Here is a 16,924-nt window from a genome sequence, read left to right as displayed (position 1 = left end):
ATTACGAGAATACCCCGTGCTCTAAACGGCCGATCAAATCTTTTACGATTTCAAAATCCACCGTGGTCGAGACCATATCAAGTGGACGTTTTCCACCTAAGCCGTACACATTCTCTCTCATCCATTTTAACGCGCGCTCTTCGTCGTCAAACAGTTCTGTCGCGAGTTTCAATAACATCGCTAATCGATAGATTGCATCACTTTCTTGCGTATTGAAGCGCTCATCGTTTTTTAGACGACGCTTGATCGTGCTAACAGGTATCAATGTGACGTTTTGAAACTCACTCTGAGAAAGCTTCACACGCTCAACAATATTGCGATACACCTTTGGCTCAAAGCCTTTGTGAACCGCATCAGTGCGACCTGTTTCAGCGTCTTCAATACCCAACATAAACCAGAAATTGGCTTTATGAGGTTGTTTCGGTTTGAAGCTTTTTAATGCTGCAGTTGCCATATCAAGCTCCTATGGTTCATATGGTCCAGTTATTATGGTTCAAATGAGCTTAACTTTCAATCAAAGTAACAATCAAAGTAAAAAGATAGGTAAAGAAAAAGGCGAGCTTTTCGCCCGCCTCTCTTACTTATTCATCAACCCATTTACCGACGGGCATCGTTTCACTTATTGCAAGTCAAAACGATCCGCGTTCATGACTTTCGTCCATGCGGCGATGAAGTCATGGATGAATTTTTCCTGATTATCATCTTGCGCATACACTTCCGCATACGAACGCAGGATCGAGTTTGAACCAAAGACAAGATCCACTCGAGTAGCCGTCCACTTCACAGCATCGGTTTTACGATCACGGATTTCATATTGATTAGCACTCACTGGTTTCCACGTATATGCCATGTCAGTAAGGTTCACGAAGAAATCATTCGACAAAGTGCCTACTCGGTCAGTAAATACGCCCTCTTTTCCACCGCCGTAGTTACTGCCTAGAACGCGCATACCACCGATAAGTACCGTCATTTCTGGCGCCGTTAGCCCCATAAGCTGAGCACGATCTAATAAAAGCTCTTCTGGCTTAACCGCGTAGTCTTTCTTCAACCAATTTCGGAAACCGTCAGCAACAGGCTCAAGTACTTCGAACGATTCCACATCCGTCATCTCTTGGGTGGCATCACCTCGGCCTGGCGCGAATGGTACGGAAACATCATGACCTGCGGCACGCGCAGCCAGTTCAATACCTACGTTACCAGCAAGCACGATAGCATCTGCAACACTACAGCCCTCTTCTGCTGCTATTTTTTCTAACACCGCAAGAACACGTCTTAGACGTTCAGGTTCGTTCCCTTGCCAATCTTTTTGCGGAGCCAAGCGAATTCTCGCGCCATTTGCACCGCCTCGGCGGTCAGAGCCACGGTAAGTACGCGCACTATCCCACGCCGTACTTACTAACTCACTAATGGATAGGCCACTTGCTTCGATTTTTGTTTTTACTAAATCAACATCGTAGTCTGTCTTACCTGCGGGCGTTGGGTCTTGCCAAATAAGATCTTCGCTTGGCACATCAGGGCCGAAATAACATGATTTTGGTCCTAGATCGCGGTGTGTCAACTTAAACCAGGCACGAGCAAAAACGTCATCAAAGTACGCAGGGTCATTTTGGAACTTTTCTGCAATCTTACGATATTCAGGGTCCATTTTGAGCGCCATATCGGCGTCGGTCATGATTGGATTGTAGCGCTTAGAACCGTCTTCAACATCGACAGGCTTGTCTTGTTCTTCAATGTCGATTGGCTCCCATTGCCATGCGCCGGCTGGGCTCTTTTTCAGTTCCCAGTCATACTTAAATAGTAGGTGGAAGTATCCGTAGTCCCATTGTGTAGGGTGTGTTGTCCAAGCACCTTCAATGCCACTCGTTACCGTGTCACGGCCAATACCACGTGTTTTGTGGTTAATCCAGCCAAGACCTTGCTCATGAACGTCTGCTGCTTCGGGCTCTGGGCCAAGGTTTGCGGCATCACCATTACCATGACACTTACCCACCGTGTGACCACCAGCTGTGAGCGCGACGGTTTCTTCATCGTTCATTGCCATTCGCGCAAAGGTCACTCGCATGTCATGTGCTGTTTTGAGAGGATCTGGGTTACCGTCTACCCCTTCAGGGTTCACATAGATAAGACCCATCATTACCGCAGCAAGCGGGTTTTCTAAATCTCGCTCACCAGAGTAGCGGCTGTTATCAGCGTCACTTGTGGCTAACCATTCTTGCTCAGAGCCCCAGTAAGTGTCTTTTTCTGGGTGCCAGATGTCCTCTCGTCCAAACGCAAAGCCAAAGGTCTTAAAACCCATGGATTCGTACGCCATGTTACCGGCAAGGACAATCAGGTCTGCCCAACTTAGTTTGTTGCCATATTTTTTCTTGATTGGCCATAAAAGGCGTCGAGCCTTATCGAGGTTGGCGTTATCTGGCCAAGAGTTGAGAGGAGCAAAGCGTTGGTTGCCTGTAGCAGCACCGCCACGGCCATCCGCAATACGATAACTGCCCGCTGCATGCCATGCCATTCGGATCATTAAACCACCGTAGTGTCCCCAGTCGGCAGGCCACCAGTCTTGGCTATCAGTCATTAAATCTTTTAAATCTTTTTTAAGTGCTTCGACATCTAGCTTTTTCAGTTCTTCTTTGTAATTAAAGTCCTGACCAAATGGGTTGGTTTTGGAGTCGTGTTGATGCAGGATGTCTAAGTTCAAGGCATTCGGCCACCAATCCATCACCGACTTATCTGTAGATGTTTGCCCACCATGCATAACTGGACATTTACCTACCGAACCGCCGTTTGCTTTGCTCATATAATGCTCCTTCGTGTCGTGGTTGTGGTAACCACTCTTTGTTATTCAATAAATCGAATATCCACCTCAAACAGCGTAGTTCATACACTGTTTTTTTAGTTAACGCCAAGTCAAAATTTCAAACATTTCAGCGAATAAATAATTGTTATCAAACATGTACCTATATGCAGAAAATATGGATAGAGATCAGTTTAAGTCCATACCTGAATACTTAATCCCAGACAGCTTCGCCATGTTGTGATCCCAGGTCGCTAAATCATGATGACTAAATTCATTCAGAGCGTGATGACCACACGCCCTCGCCATGACTTTCATGAGCTCGACCGAGGATTCGAAGAAATTTTTCAGTTGCTGGGATGACTTTTCAACGTCGAGACGCTGCCTCAAATCGGCATTTTGTGTCGCAATGCCTGCCGGGCAATTATTGGTGTTGCAGATGCGAGCCGCGACACAACCGATCGATTGCATCGCACTGTTTGCTATCGCTACTCCGTCTGCTCCAAGTGCCAACGCTTTGACAAAATCCGTAGGAACTCGCAACCCACCGGTGATGATTAATGTGACGCGGTCACTTACGCCTTTTTCATCTAAGTACTTACGTGCACGAGCTAATGCAGGGATGGTGGGCACACTAATATGATCACGGAACATAGTTGGCGCCGCACCCGTGCCACCACCGCGACCATCTAAGATGATATAATCAGCCCCAGCATCAAGCGCAAACTGAATGTCTTGCTCAATATGGTTGGCACTGAGTTTAAATCCAATTGGAATACCGCCTGTGATGCCACGAACTCTGTCAGCAAACTTTCTGAAATCGTGAGTAGTGTGAAGATCTTTGAACGTTGGTGGTGATATCGCTGGTTGTCCTTCGGGGATGCCTCTCACCTGAGAGATCTTACCTACATTTTTATTTGCAGGCAGATGACCACCCGTGCCCGTTTTTGCTCCTTGCCCACCTTTAAAGTGAAACGCCTGAACATTAAGAAGCTTAGATTCGTCGTAGCCAAATTGAGCACTAGCAAGCTCATAGAAATACCGTGAATTAGCGGCTTGTTCTTCCGGTAACATGCCACCCTCACCAGAGCAAATCCCAGTCCCTGCCAACTCTGCACCTTTTGCTAGTGCAATTTTCGCCTCTTCAGAAAGTGCGCCAAAACTCATGTCCGACACCAACAAAGGAATGGCGAGTCTGAGCGGCTTACGCGCGTTTGGTCCCACAATCAACTCGGTAGACACAGGAACGTCTTCCAACAACGGTTGTGTCGCCATTTGCGCCACCATAATTTGTATAGCATCCCAATGTGGTAGCAAATGCCTAGGAACCCCCATTGCAGCCATCGGACCATGATGACCGAGTTTAGAGAGTCCTTCTCTCGCTAATTGGTGGATAAACTCGAGGGTTGGTTCTTCTTGAGTAGCAGACGCCGTTGGTTTGTCTCTTTTCTCTCGCTTTTGTTCCGGTCCCTCTTTACCGACTTGCTCTGCGGTAAATCGCTTGTGTGTACCATCACAAAAAGGAGCATTGGCGGTATGCTTACATTGGCAGAGATAGGCATCTTCGTCTTTTTCCGCACTAAAGCTCATTGGCTTTAAGCCGGTTCCCGAATGAGACCCATCGCAGTAAGGTTGTTTTTTAGAACGCCCACATCGGCAGAAGTAATATTCTTGCCCAGCTTTCAACTCTACTTTGATCGGCTTGTTATCAGCGATGATTGGCTTGCTCATGTTGCCCCCTATTTATTATTGTTAACCATGCTTTCTCGCTGGCTTGCAATAAGCGTAGAACAGGAGCGTAAAGAGCGTCAGTGTCGCCGAGTAAAATGCGCGATTGTCGCCCGACTAACCTATACTTTTTATGGGTCTCATACACGTGGAGGCTATATGACGATTGCAACCCGATTAGATGAATATTTGACTGAGCATAACATTCACTTTCAAACCGTGAATCACAGCCACAGTCATAGCTCGCTACAAAGTGGTGTTGCAGCAGGTGTGCCTTTAATGAATATCGCAAAAGGTGTGATTCTAGAGGATCATGAAGGGCGTCATATGATGGCGGTCTTACCTGCCAACAACAAAATCAGTTTGTCGAGATTAAACGACGAATTTAATGCCACCTTCCACTTGGTGAAAGAGCGTATGGTTTACCGACTCTTCACCGATTGTGAACACGGCGCTATTCCACCGATTGGTAGCCCTTACCACATGTCGACAGTTTGCGATGAAAGACTAGCAAACTTGGAACATGTCTACCTTGAAGCTGGCGATCATGAAACTCTGATTAAGCTGGACCGAAAGGCGTTTAAAGAACTGATGAACGACTGTAGATATCTAAGATTCAGCAGTGAAGTTCTGCATTAAACTTGCCAAGATCTCTCGACACTTCCTGAACAAGGCTCTTTCAACAAGAGCCTTTCTTTGTTTTGTTGGTAGCACGCGATGGAAGTTTCTCGGACTTTGGTGCTCAGCGTTTCAGAGCATATAGAAACAAAAAACCGCCTATTCGGGCGGTTTTTTATCAATCAAATCATAATTATTATCGAACAAAGATCTTTTGGATCGCTTTTATCGCCATAGCCCTACGGCGCATTAATACGCTCGTTCTTGGCAACCATTTCGGTGTGTGAAGAATGGTTTTCGCATGACTAAAAGTTCTGAATCCTTCCTCTCCGTGATAATGCCCAATACCCGATTCACCAACGCCACCAAAAGGCGCATCTTCAGCGCCAACATGTAAAACCGTATCATTAACGCCGACGCCACCACTGTGGGTGTTGCGTACAATATGTTTGATGGTCGATTTGTCGTCCGACATAACATACAGCGCAAGTGGTCTTTGGCGCTGATTAATGTAGTCAATCGCTTCATCAACGGCATTGTAGGGCTTAACAGGTAGAAATGGCCCGAAGATCTCCTCTTGCATGATTCGCATATTCGGCGACACATCCGTGACCAAATGAGGATACAGAAGTCGTTCCTCTTGGGGCGACGCTTCAACAGTGTGAAGGTTAGCACCTTGCGCTTTTGCATCCTCAAGTAGCGCAGTCAAACGATCATATTGTCGTTGGTTGACAATATGGGTCAGCTTTTGATTCTTGTTGGATTTTAAATAGAGCTTTTCAAAACGTTTTAAGAATAACGAAATGAACTCTTCGACACGTTCTTGCGGTACAAACGCGTAGTCAGGCGCGACACAAATCTGGCCTGCATTAATGCATTTACCAAACAAGATAGCATCAACGGCTTTCTTCATGTCTGCATCTTTTGCAATGATCACCGGGGACTTTCCACCCAACTCTAACGTCACCGGGGTAAGGTTTTCCGCTGCCGCTTTTGCCACTGCGCGACCAACACTCGTAGAACCCGTGAACAAAAGGTGATCGAATGGCAGTTGGCTGAATGCTTGTGCGACGTCTGCTTCACCCTCAAAAACTTCGACATACTCAGACAACCCACGGCAAATATCGACGATGACTTTATTGGTTTTTGGCGTAAATTCGCTGAGCTTCATCATCACGCGGTTGCCAGCAGCCAATGCTGTCACTAAAGGCGCAAGGCTCAAAATCACAGGAAAGTTCCACGGTGAAATGATCCCGACGACACCTAACGGTTGATACTGAACGGTGACTTTAGAAGGTGCGAGCAATAAGCCGGATTCGCGCTTGCTGGGTTTGCACCATTTTTTTAGTCGTTTGAGGGTATAATTAATATGCGAGACCGTTGGCAAAACGTCGGTCATGGCGGTATCAAATTCTGAACGATAGCCAAAATCGTCACTTAACGCTTCAACCAAAGCTTGTTTGTTCTCAAGCAGCGATTTTTTTAACAAAACGAGGCGCTGTTTACGTTCATCCAAACTAGGATAAGGCTCGGCTGCATATGCCGCTTTTAAGCGTTCGAGGCTTTGCTGTAACAAGTTATCTACTTCAACCTCTGTGATTGCGTTCATGATGCTTCTCCTAGCCTAGTTTCTACCAATGACGCTCCAAGTTAACACGAGCGCAACAATGTTACTATTGTAGCGCTCGTGAAGTTAGAGTTCGAACTCTGATTAAAATATCTCTGGGGTGGATACTACATCAAACGTAGTTCATAAATGCCTAGTCGTTGAGAGCGGTCAAGCATATCAAACTCATGATCAACGTATTCTTTTAATGTGGCGCCTGCACGCTCAGCAATATTGATGCTAGCGATGTTATCTTCCATACAATGGAACTGAATGAATTGTGCGTGCCCTTTCTGCTTCAAAAAAGGGATCAATACTGCGAGTACTTGATCAATCACACGATGGCCTCGCCCATTATTGGCAAGCCAGTAGCCAATTTCAGTAACACGTGTATGTAAATCCACACCTTTAATGCCAATAACACCCGTAAGCTGCTCATCAAAATAAATTGCACACCAGTGGGAATCCAGCGCGTTACTGTTCACTCGCAGGGAAATGTAGTTCACGGCCTCTCTATGATTCGTGACAGAATCCGTCCAAGGTAGATAGCCCTCAAGGCTCTCTCGGTGAGTGTTCACAACCTCTAGTAAAGCGGACGCGTGTTTCGTGTTGAGGGGCTCAATTGAGACCCTTTGCGAGACGGAAAAACGCTTCTGTAAGTGATTTCCTTGATACGTCTCTTGGCATGTAACTTCATCCATAGATGTTATTCCTTTTTATTGTGAACGCTCAGCGCAAATCCTAACGCTTCATTTTATGAGAACAAACCTCTCTATAAAAACTAATCAAAGCCGTTGCCGTTCATTTAGCCCTTTTGATCGATCAGCGTAAATGGCGTTAGTGATGCCACATCTACATAATGCTTCCATACATGTTCATAGAGGTGATGCTGATTGGCAAACGGAGCCAGCTGCTTAGCTTCTTCAAGCGTACACCAGCGATACTCTGTATGCTCATCGTTAAGAACAACTGATTGGTTAGGCGGACAAAATAGCACAAAACATGGGATAACCATGATACGGTTATTTTTTGCTTCGTAGAACTGCTCTAGAAAGTCTGCTGTATGTAACTCAACTTGGTCAATTAGTGTCTCTTCTTTTAACTCTCTTAAAATGGTTTGCCACCCGGCTTCACCCGCTTCGATACCACCTGCAACATGGCACCAATAGCCACCTTTTACGCGTTTGAGTAACAGCATTTTTTCTATGCCATCAATTTTTGAAATGACAACGCCTGAAACATGCGTTGCTTTTATCGGGATCATGTAAGCTCCTTAAATATCGAGTTTTTATTGTTACGCTGAAGAGAGGCAGATTAATTGCTACGTATTCTACTGTTTATTCATCTTGTCGACAGAAGTGTTTGAGTTGAGAGGATTTAATCGCTAACTAAGTATGCTAAAGTGAGATCTGTCGCAACAAATGAGCAGTAAAATGTCCAATTCATTCAACACTATGATTCCCATCGGTGTGCGCTTTATGGTGCTTTCCGCGTTCGGCTTTGCTCTGATGTCGGCTACAGTAAAGCACGTCGGCAACTACGGTATCCCCGTTTTTGAAATCGTTGCAGCAAGAGCGCTCGTTTCACTTATCATTAGTTATTTCGATGTAAAGCGAAAACGAATTTCTGTATGGGGCAATAATAAGCCATTACTATTTGCACGCGGTGCTGTGGGCACGATGGCTCTGATGTGTGTATATTATTCAGTGACCACCTTACCTTTGGCAGAAGCGACGATATTCCAATATATTCATCCGGTATTTACTGCACTACTCGCCGTATTTTTCTTGAAAGAGCGCATCCAGCCGTCAACTTTCCTTTGTATTGCGTTGTGCTTACTCGGCATCTATATCATGGTAAGCCCAGAAACTGGGCAAGGCTCAGATAGCGCTTTACCAATGTTTAGCGTCATGATTGCGATCTTAGGCGCATTTGGTAGCTCAATTGCCTACGTCATTGTCAGAAAACTGAGTCAGACAGAAGACAGCTCAGTGATCATTTTCTATTTCCCGTTGGTTGCTCTCCCCGCTTCACTCTTACTGATTGGCGACGATTTTGTAATGCCCGATCTATATCTGACTTTCATGTTGGTTCTAGTTGGTGTCTTTACCCAAATTGGGCAATTGGGGTTAACCAAAGCGATGCAAACTCAACAAGCGGGTAAAGCCTCCGCTTATTCGTATATCCAGATCGTATTTTCTGTGTTGTTAGGCATCATTTTTTTTGGCGAGGTTCCGATCATTTGGACGTACGTCGGTGGCGGTCTGATTGTTACAGGCGCATTAATTAATGCGTTTGGTCATCACTTACGGTTACCTTTTGTTAAGCGCAACGCTTGATATACCTACCTAGAACCGTAAACACGACATTTAGAAAAACAGCCAGAGTGACTCTGGCTGTTTTGTGTTTAGCCTAACGTTAAGCTGATATTTTTAACCCTGCGATACCAGCGACAATCATTAGCAAGCTTAAGGCTTTGATAAGTGTTGCTGGCTCATTGAACAGATAAATACTCACGACTGCCGTGCCTATTGCGCCAATCCCTACCCATACGCCATAAGCAATGCCTAAAGGCAAGGTTCTTAACGCAATGCCAAGCAACCAAAAGCTCAATAACATAAAGACAATAGTGAATGCCGAAGCACCGAATTTGGTAAACCCTTGTGAATATTTAAGACCGACAGCCCATGCGATTTCACACAAGCCCGCAATGAAGAGAATTCCCCAAGCCATGTCACATTTCCCAACGAGATGGGGTCGTCCCCGAGAAAAGATAGAGCGGTGAGGTCGTCCTCACTTCTGATTGACTGCTTATTATATACAGAAATTTGAACATAAAAAATAAAACACGGCGATAAACATACAACTCAAACATCTCATGCACGCTTAAATTCTACGCTTTTCTTTTTAACGGTGGCGGGCTCTCTATTTCGCATCAATAACGACACCGTTTTTTAACAATTTACATATAACCTTCTGGTGTTGAAAGTGTTGCATTTATTGCACAAATCACACAAAAACTAATTGAACATGTAAATATGAAAACGTTTGTGTGACTAATATCGCTTAAAACAATGACTGATGACTTTAATATTCAGCCGAATTAATTATAAGGTATGACGTACCCATGAAAGCAATCAAAACCTCTATCGCTGTCCTTGTTGGCGCCGCTCTACTATCTGGATGTAATGACGATACTGAATACGTCAATGTTCAGCCTAAAGAAGTAAAAATAGCGACTTACAACCTCTCTTTTGACCGCGCTACCTTCGAAACTTTGGTAGATGAAATGCAAATTGAACCAACGCAGCAAGCTGCTTTGGTCACCTCTTATTTAGACGGTTCAATCGCAGCCGAAGACAAAACCACTGCGGAAAAAGTCATTCAAATTCGTAACGTTGCAGCAATCATTCAAAAGAATCGTCCTGATGTTCTCATGATGGCGGAATACAACAACGATGGAACAGGTGAAAACAAAGCAGCCATTGAAGGATTCCAGAAGAACTACTTGTCTGTCGCGCAAAGTATCGATGGCGCGGGCGGTGAAGCAAACCTTGAGCCTATTGAATACCCTTATGCTGAATCTTATTCAACCAATACAGGGTTGTTGAGTGAGTTTGATCTTGACAACAACGGAACCGCAGGTCAAATGCCAGGTGATGCATGGGGCTTTGGCATGTACCATGGTCAATATGCATTTGCCCTTATGTCTAAGTATAAAATTGACACGGCAAACACACGTACATTCCAAGCATTTAAATGGAAAGATATGGAAGGTGCGAAAATTCCAACCATTACTATCTGTGACGGTTCGCAAAAGATTCCAGACGGCATGAAGTGTGGTGATGAATGGTACTCAGCGGAAGAATGGGATCAAGTGCGTCTATCTTCGAAAAATCACGTCGACGCGCCAATCATCATTCCAACTCGCAATGGCGAGGAAGTTGTACACTTGTTGATGTCTCATCCTACTCCACCAGTATTCGACACCGGTAAAAACAAAGCGCAAAACGCAGCAGAAGTGGAGTTTTGGCATCATTACATTCAAGGCAAAGACTATTTTTACGACGATGCGGGTAAAACAGGTGGCTTAACGAACGGCACTAAATTCGTAATGATGGGTGATCAAAACCTTGATCCAGTGGCTGGTGACGGTATTAGCTCTGTAATGCAAGAGCTGCACAACGATCCATTGGTTAATCAAACCGTGATGAATGGTGAGCTTTACCCAACAAGCTTTGGTGCAGCTGAACACGCTGTTGACCGCAGTTCAACTCACCCATATCCGAATCGCGTCACTTCAACGTTTGGCTTAGGGGTAGACTATGCCTTGCCTTCAGCAAATTTGAATGTAATAGACTCTGGTGTGTACTGGTCAGCGTCTTATGAAGAAGGCCGTAAACTATTTAACGATGCACGTATCGGTAAGTATGGTGATGGTAAGGATGTATCTTCCGACCATCGCATGATCTGGATTAAAGCACAGTTCTAGACTGCATAAAAAAAAGCCAACCACAAGGAGTCGTGATTGGCTGTATATATTTGTGAACAAGATGGTTCACTAACAACGTCAGTTGGCTAGGTGACCCTCGGCTTAGAAAGGGTCACTCATACTAAAGCATGAGGCGTGCCAACTTTTCAGCGCACAAAAACAGGTTGTTATTTAATCACTTTCATTAAAACTTAACCAATAGCTACTGTTTGCTCACCGAATAAATTGCAATTTGCAAACTACCATTGGCATTTCGCAATAAATCTGATCTTTAGCTATTGCTTTTATTGCTTCCTAGCTAAGTCGCGTGCAAGGATTAACGCAAGTCCGAATACTTGCAAGAAGAGTCCGATATTCTTGTACCAAGCGATCTTTTCATCCTGCTTTGCCATTACCTCATTGAGCTCTACATTCTCAATGTAGTAATTATCGATGCGGTCTCTATACGAAGCTTGTGCCTGATTTATCTTTGACATTAGTTGAGGAAGTTGATCAATTTTTATTTCATCCGACTCGTTGAGAACCCAAGAAGATAAATGCCCTGCTAATACCTCTTCTAGCTCTAAAGGTATCGCTACGCTCTGACTTATGTGCACATGCAGCAGTAAAGCTTCTCTTTTCCTTTCTAGGGTTTCCACACTGTTCCATGCGAGTTGGATGGAATACAAGTTTTCTGCTGTTTGCTCTGCGAGCTGCGAGTGCTGTTTACCCAACTTATCAAGGACTAAGCTAGTAACGATGATCGCGCCAATATTCAGTACTAATCCAATCAGAACGAGTACCCAAGGTGGTGGAATGTAACGTCGCAGACTTACCATAACTTATCGTATGGCAGGTAAATCATATTTAACACAACCAATGAAAGTATCACCAGAAATGTCACCTGCATCCCTCTAATGCGCTTTTTCAAGTCTTTTTTCAATATGCCTTTAGCATGAATAACTCGACCAATTACAAAAATAATACCGGTGAGATGTATCCATGTTGGGTAAGCACTATTGAATTCTAAAAGTGCCATTAAAATTAGGGTGATGGGGATATATTCTGTCGCATTGCTCTGGGCACTACGAGTAATTTGTAGAGCCTCTACCCCACCATCGGCATAAGCAATTTGATTTAAGCGACGTTGCTTAATTACTTGAACAGCCAACCAAATAATGAGTATTGCGAGAATGTTGGCATACAGAGCTGTGATCATATGTCGTCCTTCTTGATCTGGTTTTCACTTATATAAGCGTGTCACTTGGCTATAACTATAGCGGTATCACTATGATAATGCGTCAAATAATCTCAAGTTATGATTTCTACTCGGAAAAAAACGAAAGCCAATGCTTCATGACATTAAAAATGCCCTCGAATGGAGGGCATAAGAATAAAGAAGCTAATATGTGAGAATATTGAAACCACTATAAGGGGTGTTTGACCAGCTTTTTGCGCCGATGCCCTTTGATAATACTTTCAAAAATTGTGAACAACAGCCCTACCCAAATAAATGCAAAGGTCACCGCTTTCACTTCGTCAAACAACTCGCCAAAAAACATAACTGCCAACACAAACTGCAAGCTTGGCTCGATGTATTGCATTAGACCGACGGTTGATAAATTAGTTATACGTATTGCGATAGAATAAAATACGAGTGGTAAAAGTGTGATAGGTGCACTGCCAAAATACAAAAGCAATGTTGTGGTATCTGTGCCCGAAGCCAGTTCACCAGTTGCCCATTGTTTATAGAGCAAATATGCGAGTGCAACTGGAGTCAGTAACAACGCCTCAACAAACAAGGTTGTACTCCAGTCATAATTTATCTTCTTCTTGTACAACCCATACAAAGCAAAGAACAACCCCATCGTTAGTGCGATAACGGGTAGCTGACCATAGTGAATCACTTGATACATAACACCAATTGTTGCCAACACGATTGCAATAAGTTTGCCTTTTGATAGCCTATCCCCAAGAATAAATACGCCCAGCGCAACAGATACTAATGGTCCAATAAAGAAGCCTAAGCTGGCATCGATGACCCGATGATGGGTCAAAGCCCAAGTGAACGCACTCCAAGAAATACACATCAAACTGCTCGCCACAAACGTGTACCACAAGGATTTTTTATCAAGCCAGATTTCTTTCCAATTCAGCCCTCGACGGGTTATCCCAAGTACAATTAGAAACCCGACAGGTACAGACCCAATGATTCGCCATGCTAGCAACTCATCCATAGAAGCATTTGGTAAATAACGATAATAAATTGGTAGCAATCCCCAGATCACAAAGGAGAATGCTGCCATAAAAGTGCCATAACGAGTGTTATTCATAAAACTATCGCCCATCTAAACGACCAATTTGGCGTAAGTAAACAAGTCCGCCATACATAAAAAGGAATGCAATCCCGCAGTGACTTTATGATGCAGATGGCATTATTGGCTCAACGCTTGTACGACGGCGGTAAAGCCACTTACAAAACACAACATAAGTGCCCCAAACCGAATCTTTTCTTTTGGTAACGACTGGGTAGTTTTCATTGCTAGCCAGTAACCAAGCGCCGCAGCAGGTAATAGAGGAATAGTAATGACCAAATGATGCAATGTGAAGAGGCCCACTGGGATTTGTACTATTAGTGAAATAATCGAACTGAAAACAAAAAAAGCCGATAAATTACCGCGTAACTGATTCGCTTCTTGATGCTGCAACAATAACGCCATCGGAGGGCCTCCAATCGCAGAACTGGTACCAAACAACCCAGAAAAGAAACCAGCACATGTCATACGCGAAGGCGTAGGCTCAACCCGAAACGGTAAAACACTCACCACGACTGCAAACAGCACCAACAAACCAATCCAAAGCGTGAGAGTTTGTGTAGATACAAAAAAGAGTAGCAAGCCACCAGCAATTGATCCCGGCACTCGCCCAATCAACGCCATCTTTAAACCGCCGATTTCAACACTACTGCGGTGCTTCATCGCATTCATCAACGAAATAAATAACGCGACTAAACAGATTGGCGCAGGAACATATTCTGGTGCCCAAAGAATCAGTAAAGGTGCGGCAACAATAGCCAAGCCAAAACCGATTGCGGTCTGGACATAAGAGCCAAGAAATATCAAACCTATTGCAAGGAAGTTTATCGAATCGAATTCCATTTAGATTATTCTTATATTTGAAAAATAAACACAAAACCAAAGCACATTCGCATGATGAATACCTCAGGCATACTGCGATATGAATTCCGCGTAGCATTCATCAAAGTGAATAAAAAGACAATCCATTTGTGCGGTTCGCCCTCATTTGCATTTTGTATTTCATTCCGCTTATGTACATGTTTGCTTACATCGAAGAGGATTCATGCTCGCCTGTTCACGCAGCATTTCTTCAGCGGAATTAATGACCTCTTAAAATCTAGCCGAATTAGACCCGTGAATTCTCCGTTGAATTTAATGGATTCAGTCAATTAGTGCGGCGTCGGTATAGCACTTTACAACTCACCTCTTTATACTACTGATCGATTTATCATTACCGTACTTATTTACACAATAAACAAGTGTACGGTCAGTATTTTTCTACCTTTAACTTGCTGTGAAAATAATATGAAAAAACAAACGGGATTTACTCTAATAGAGTTAGTCGTAGTTATTGTCGTGCTCGGTATTCTTGCTGTCACTGCCGCGCCACGCTTTTTAAACCTTCAAAGTGATGCACGTGAAGCTCGTTTGGAAGGAATGAAAGGCGCTATTGCGTCAGCATTAGGCGTCGGTTATGGGAAAATGGCGATTGCGGGATTGGAAAGCAAGCCTTACGTTTCAAACTTCGTAGACAGTGCTTTAATGGCAGATTTACCATTTGACGGCTGTAATATTGGTGGTTCAAAGCGCTGTGTTTTTTTATATGGATATCCTGATTCTGATAGCGAATCGATGAAGTTACTCGTGCAAGGACTGAACGAAGAAGACTCGGATTGGAAAACATTTCATCACCCGGCTGGTTCAACAACTCGCGAAATGGTCATTGCTGCAGCCGACGAAAAAAGAGCTAGCCTTACACAATGTGGAATTTTATATGGGCCACCGCAGACTCCAAACGAGAGTTACACCTTAGATATTCTTCCCTGCCCTCAATAAAAATAAGGCTGCCAATCGGCAGCCTTATTTGTTTCATCTGATCGGTTTTTTACGCAAAGTTAAACACGTATTTATCCATCATATTCACCATGCGGCCAATCTCTGGCTTGGTAATCGTATCATTTGCGCCAAGAGATAGTGCTTTCGCTCGGTTATCCTCACTCATCAATGACGAGAACATAATGATCGGCATTTCATGAAACGCTTCGGTATCGCGTAGTCTCTTCACTAAGTGCATACCATCCATTCGAGGCATTTCTACGTCCGTAACCACCGCATCTAATAGCTCTTTAACTGGCAAGTTTTCTTCTTTCGCAACCTCGATCAAGCTCATCAACTTCTCATGCGCCTCACCACCGTCTTTACATGTGATCACATTGTAGCCTGAAGAAGCTAATGTATCTTGGATCAAAGAGCGAATAAATGCTGAGTCATCCACCACCATGATCGTTTTAGCATTACGCTTACCGACCATTCTCTGGTTGAGATCCACCGACTTGTCCCCTTTCACATCGTATTTTTCCATACTCAGTTCTGGGTTGATGTCTGCGATGATTTTTTCAAAGTCGAGAATCATGATCAGGTTGCCTTCTTTACGGACAACGGCTACTACACAATCTTGTTCGCCCGCTTCCAAAAACTGACTTGGTGATTCCACATCATTCCAAGAGATACGATGAATACGCGAAATGCTGTCAATTAAGAAGCCATTGGTCATTTTGTTGAAATCCGTAACGATTACAAACTTGCGCTCCAGATCTTGTCGTGTTGGCACACCTAACCAACCAGCTAAATCCACTAAAGGCGTCAGTACATCTCTGGATGAGAACACACCAATCATATGAGGTTGTGCGTTTGGATAATCGGTTGTTTCTGGCACGCGAATCACTTCTCGTACTTTCGCAACGTTAATGCCGTAATAACAAGTTTTTGTGCTGCCATCTGGCAATGTTTTTTCTAAATGAAACTCGATGATTTCAAGCTCATTGGTACCACTTTCTGTCAAAATGGTGCTGGTTACGTTACTCATAAAGCCAATTATCCAACCAAAAATACGCATCAGAAAAAGTTTGATGCAAACGCCATGAGAAGCCGTTCTCTGGCTAAAAATCCAAAAGTCCTTTTTAGTCGTTACAACAAAATTTGTAAACCATCAAAAGGACGGCTAACGCACATTTCCATACCAAACCATGTAAAATTGTCTCATTTTTGAACACGACATTATGAGTGGCCAAAGTGCGAATTAACACCTCCACTTTTAGCGGCCGAGTCAATGAAAAGTTTAGAAATAATTTGAAGTGATGTTCAGCGTCAATAGCCAAACCTATCTAACAGATATCAGTACAAAGTTGGCTACCGTGCTCATGCCTGGTGTAGAACAAGCTCTCTTCAAGTGACTTGGTATAAAACTGCGCTTGCTAACACACGGGTTTAAATCGAAGCGCTAGAAACATCACAAGAAAATCTGAAGGCATAGAACACTGAAAAAACACTTTCAGTTTGTTAGTTTTCTGTCAGCGTAAGTTTTAAGCAATCATCCTATCACTAGGTATTTCAATACCTGAAATCGCTATTCC

The 16,924-nt window shown here is 43.9% G+C and carries 16 protein-coding genes; 4 read left to right on the top strand and 12 right to left on the bottom strand.

Annotation, left to right across the window (positions count from 1 at the left end; all coding sequences use genetic code 11):
• Window position 1: 1 nt before the first annotated feature.
• From parS to IJ23_RS13315, 3 genes are all read right to left on the bottom strand, one after another.
• Window positions 2–454, bottom strand: a complete 453-nt coding sequence (gene parS, locus IJ23_RS13325) for a type II RES/Xre toxin-antitoxin system antitoxin (RefSeq protein ID WP_017820987.1) — start codon at window positions 452–454, stop codon at window positions 2–4.
• A gap of 165 nt (window positions 455–619) precedes the next feature.
• A complete protein-coding gene (gene katG / locus IJ23_RS13320; protein WP_017820988.1) occupies window positions 620–2,794 on the bottom strand; it encodes a catalase/peroxidase HPI in 2,175 nt (724 codons plus the stop codon).
• A gap of 186 nt (window positions 2,795–2,980) precedes the next feature.
• The gene (locus tag IJ23_RS13315; RefSeq protein WP_033906503.1) at window positions 2,981–4,522 is read right to left on the bottom strand and encodes a glutamate synthase-related protein; all 1,542 of its coding nucleotides are present in this window, start codon (window positions 4,520–4,522) and stop codon (window positions 2,981–2,983) included.
• 156 nt (window positions 4,523–4,678) lie between these two features.
• On the opposite strand from IJ23_RS13315, the gene IJ23_RS13310 reads away from it, so the two are divergent.
• Window positions 4,679–5,158, top strand: coding sequence for an aminoacyl-tRNA deacylase (locus tag IJ23_RS13310; protein ID WP_005376501.1), 480 nt, complete (start codon window positions 4,679–4,681; stop codon window positions 5,156–5,158).
• A gap of 175 nt (window positions 5,159–5,333) precedes the next feature.
• Here IJ23_RS13310 and IJ23_RS13305 read toward each other — a convergent pair whose 3' ends face one another.
• The 3 genes from IJ23_RS13305 to IJ23_RS13295 all read right to left on the bottom strand — a co-directional run bounded on the left by IJ23_RS13305 (window position 5,334) and on the right by IJ23_RS13295 (window position 8,007).
• Entirely contained in the window at window positions 5,334–6,746 is a 1,413-nt protein-coding gene (locus tag IJ23_RS13305; RefSeq protein ID WP_033906502.1) for a coniferyl aldehyde dehydrogenase, read from the bottom strand.
• A 125-nt stretch (window positions 6,747–6,871) separates the two neighbouring features.
• Entirely contained in the window at window positions 6,872–7,444 is a 573-nt protein-coding gene (locus tag IJ23_RS13300) for a GNAT family N-acetyltransferase (protein ID WP_033906501.1), read from the bottom strand.
• Window positions 7,445–7,548: 104 nt separating this feature from the next.
• On the bottom strand, window positions 7,549–8,007 hold the full coding sequence (locus IJ23_RS13295) for an NUDIX hydrolase (RefSeq protein ID WP_033906500.1): 459 nt from the start codon (window positions 8,005–8,007) through the stop codon (window positions 7,549–7,551).
• 169 nt (window positions 8,008–8,176) lie between these two features.
• On the opposite strand from IJ23_RS13295, the gene IJ23_RS13290 reads away from it, so the two are divergent.
• The gene (locus IJ23_RS13290) at window positions 8,177–9,082 is read left to right on the top strand and encodes a DMT family transporter (RefSeq protein ID WP_033906499.1); all 906 of its coding nucleotides are present in this window, start codon (window positions 8,177–8,179) and stop codon (window positions 9,080–9,082) included.
• A gap of 79 nt (window positions 9,083–9,161) precedes the next feature.
• On the opposite strand, the gene IJ23_RS13285 is transcribed toward IJ23_RS13290, so the two are convergent.
• The gene (locus tag IJ23_RS13285; RefSeq protein WP_005376506.1) at window positions 9,162–9,476 is read right to left on the bottom strand and encodes a DMT family transporter; all 315 of its coding nucleotides are present in this window, start codon (window positions 9,474–9,476) and stop codon (window positions 9,162–9,164) included.
• A 394-nt stretch (window positions 9,477–9,870) separates the two neighbouring features.
• Here IJ23_RS13285 and IJ23_RS13280 point away from each other — a divergent pair, with 394 nt between their 5' ends.
• Window positions 9,871–11,235 carry an endonuclease/exonuclease/phosphatase family protein gene (locus IJ23_RS13280; protein ID WP_033906498.1) on the top strand — a complete coding sequence of 455 codons (1,365 nt, stop codon included), beginning with the start codon at window positions 9,871–9,873 and terminating at the stop codon, window positions 11,233–11,235.
• Window positions 11,236–11,519: 284 nt separating this feature from the next.
• Here IJ23_RS13280 and IJ23_RS13275 read toward each other — a convergent pair whose 3' ends face one another.
• The 4 genes from IJ23_RS13275 to IJ23_RS13260 form a co-directional block, all read right to left on the bottom strand.
• A complete protein-coding gene (locus IJ23_RS13275) occupies window positions 11,520–12,053 on the bottom strand; it encodes a hypothetical protein (RefSeq protein ID WP_033906497.1) in 534 nt (177 codons plus the stop codon).
• Window positions 12,047–12,433, bottom strand: coding sequence for an MAPEG family protein (locus IJ23_RS13270; RefSeq protein ID WP_033906496.1), 387 nt, complete (start codon window positions 12,431–12,433; stop codon window positions 12,047–12,049). The genes IJ23_RS13275 and IJ23_RS13270 overlap by 7 nt, the downstream gene beginning before the upstream one ends.
• Before the next feature lie 208 nt (window positions 12,434–12,641).
• On the bottom strand, window positions 12,642–13,547 hold the full coding sequence (rarD, locus tag IJ23_RS13265; protein WP_031778926.1) for an EamA family transporter RarD: 906 nt from the start codon (window positions 13,545–13,547) through the stop codon (window positions 12,642–12,644).
• A gap of 102 nt (window positions 13,548–13,649) precedes the next feature.
• A complete protein-coding gene (locus IJ23_RS13260) occupies window positions 13,650–14,372 on the bottom strand; it encodes a sulfite exporter TauE/SafE family protein (RefSeq protein ID WP_033906495.1) in 723 nt (240 codons plus the stop codon).
• Window positions 14,373–14,816: 444 nt separating this feature from the next.
• Between IJ23_RS13260 and IJ23_RS13255 the strand changes: the two genes are divergently transcribed.
• The gene (locus tag IJ23_RS13255; protein ID WP_005376513.1) at window positions 14,817–15,347 is read left to right on the top strand and encodes a prepilin-type N-terminal cleavage/methylation domain-containing protein; all 531 of its coding nucleotides are present in this window, start codon (window positions 14,817–14,819) and stop codon (window positions 15,345–15,347) included.
• A gap of 49 nt (window positions 15,348–15,396) precedes the next feature.
• Here IJ23_RS13255 and IJ23_RS13250 read toward each other — a convergent pair whose 3' ends face one another.
• Window positions 15,397–16,377 carry a chemotaxis protein gene (locus IJ23_RS13250; protein WP_025998672.1) on the bottom strand — a complete coding sequence of 327 codons (981 nt, stop codon included), beginning with the start codon at window positions 16,375–16,377 and terminating at the stop codon, window positions 15,397–15,399.
• Between the last annotated feature and the right edge of the window lie 547 nt (window positions 16,378–16,924).

This window comes from Vibrio sp. OY15, from assembly GCF_000742455.1.
Lineage (GTDB): Bacteria > Pseudomonadota > Gammaproteobacteria > Enterobacterales > Vibrionaceae > Vibrio > Vibrio alginolyticus.
Note: the sequence above shows the minus strand (reverse complement) of the source record. Positions and strands in the feature narration are given on the sequence as shown.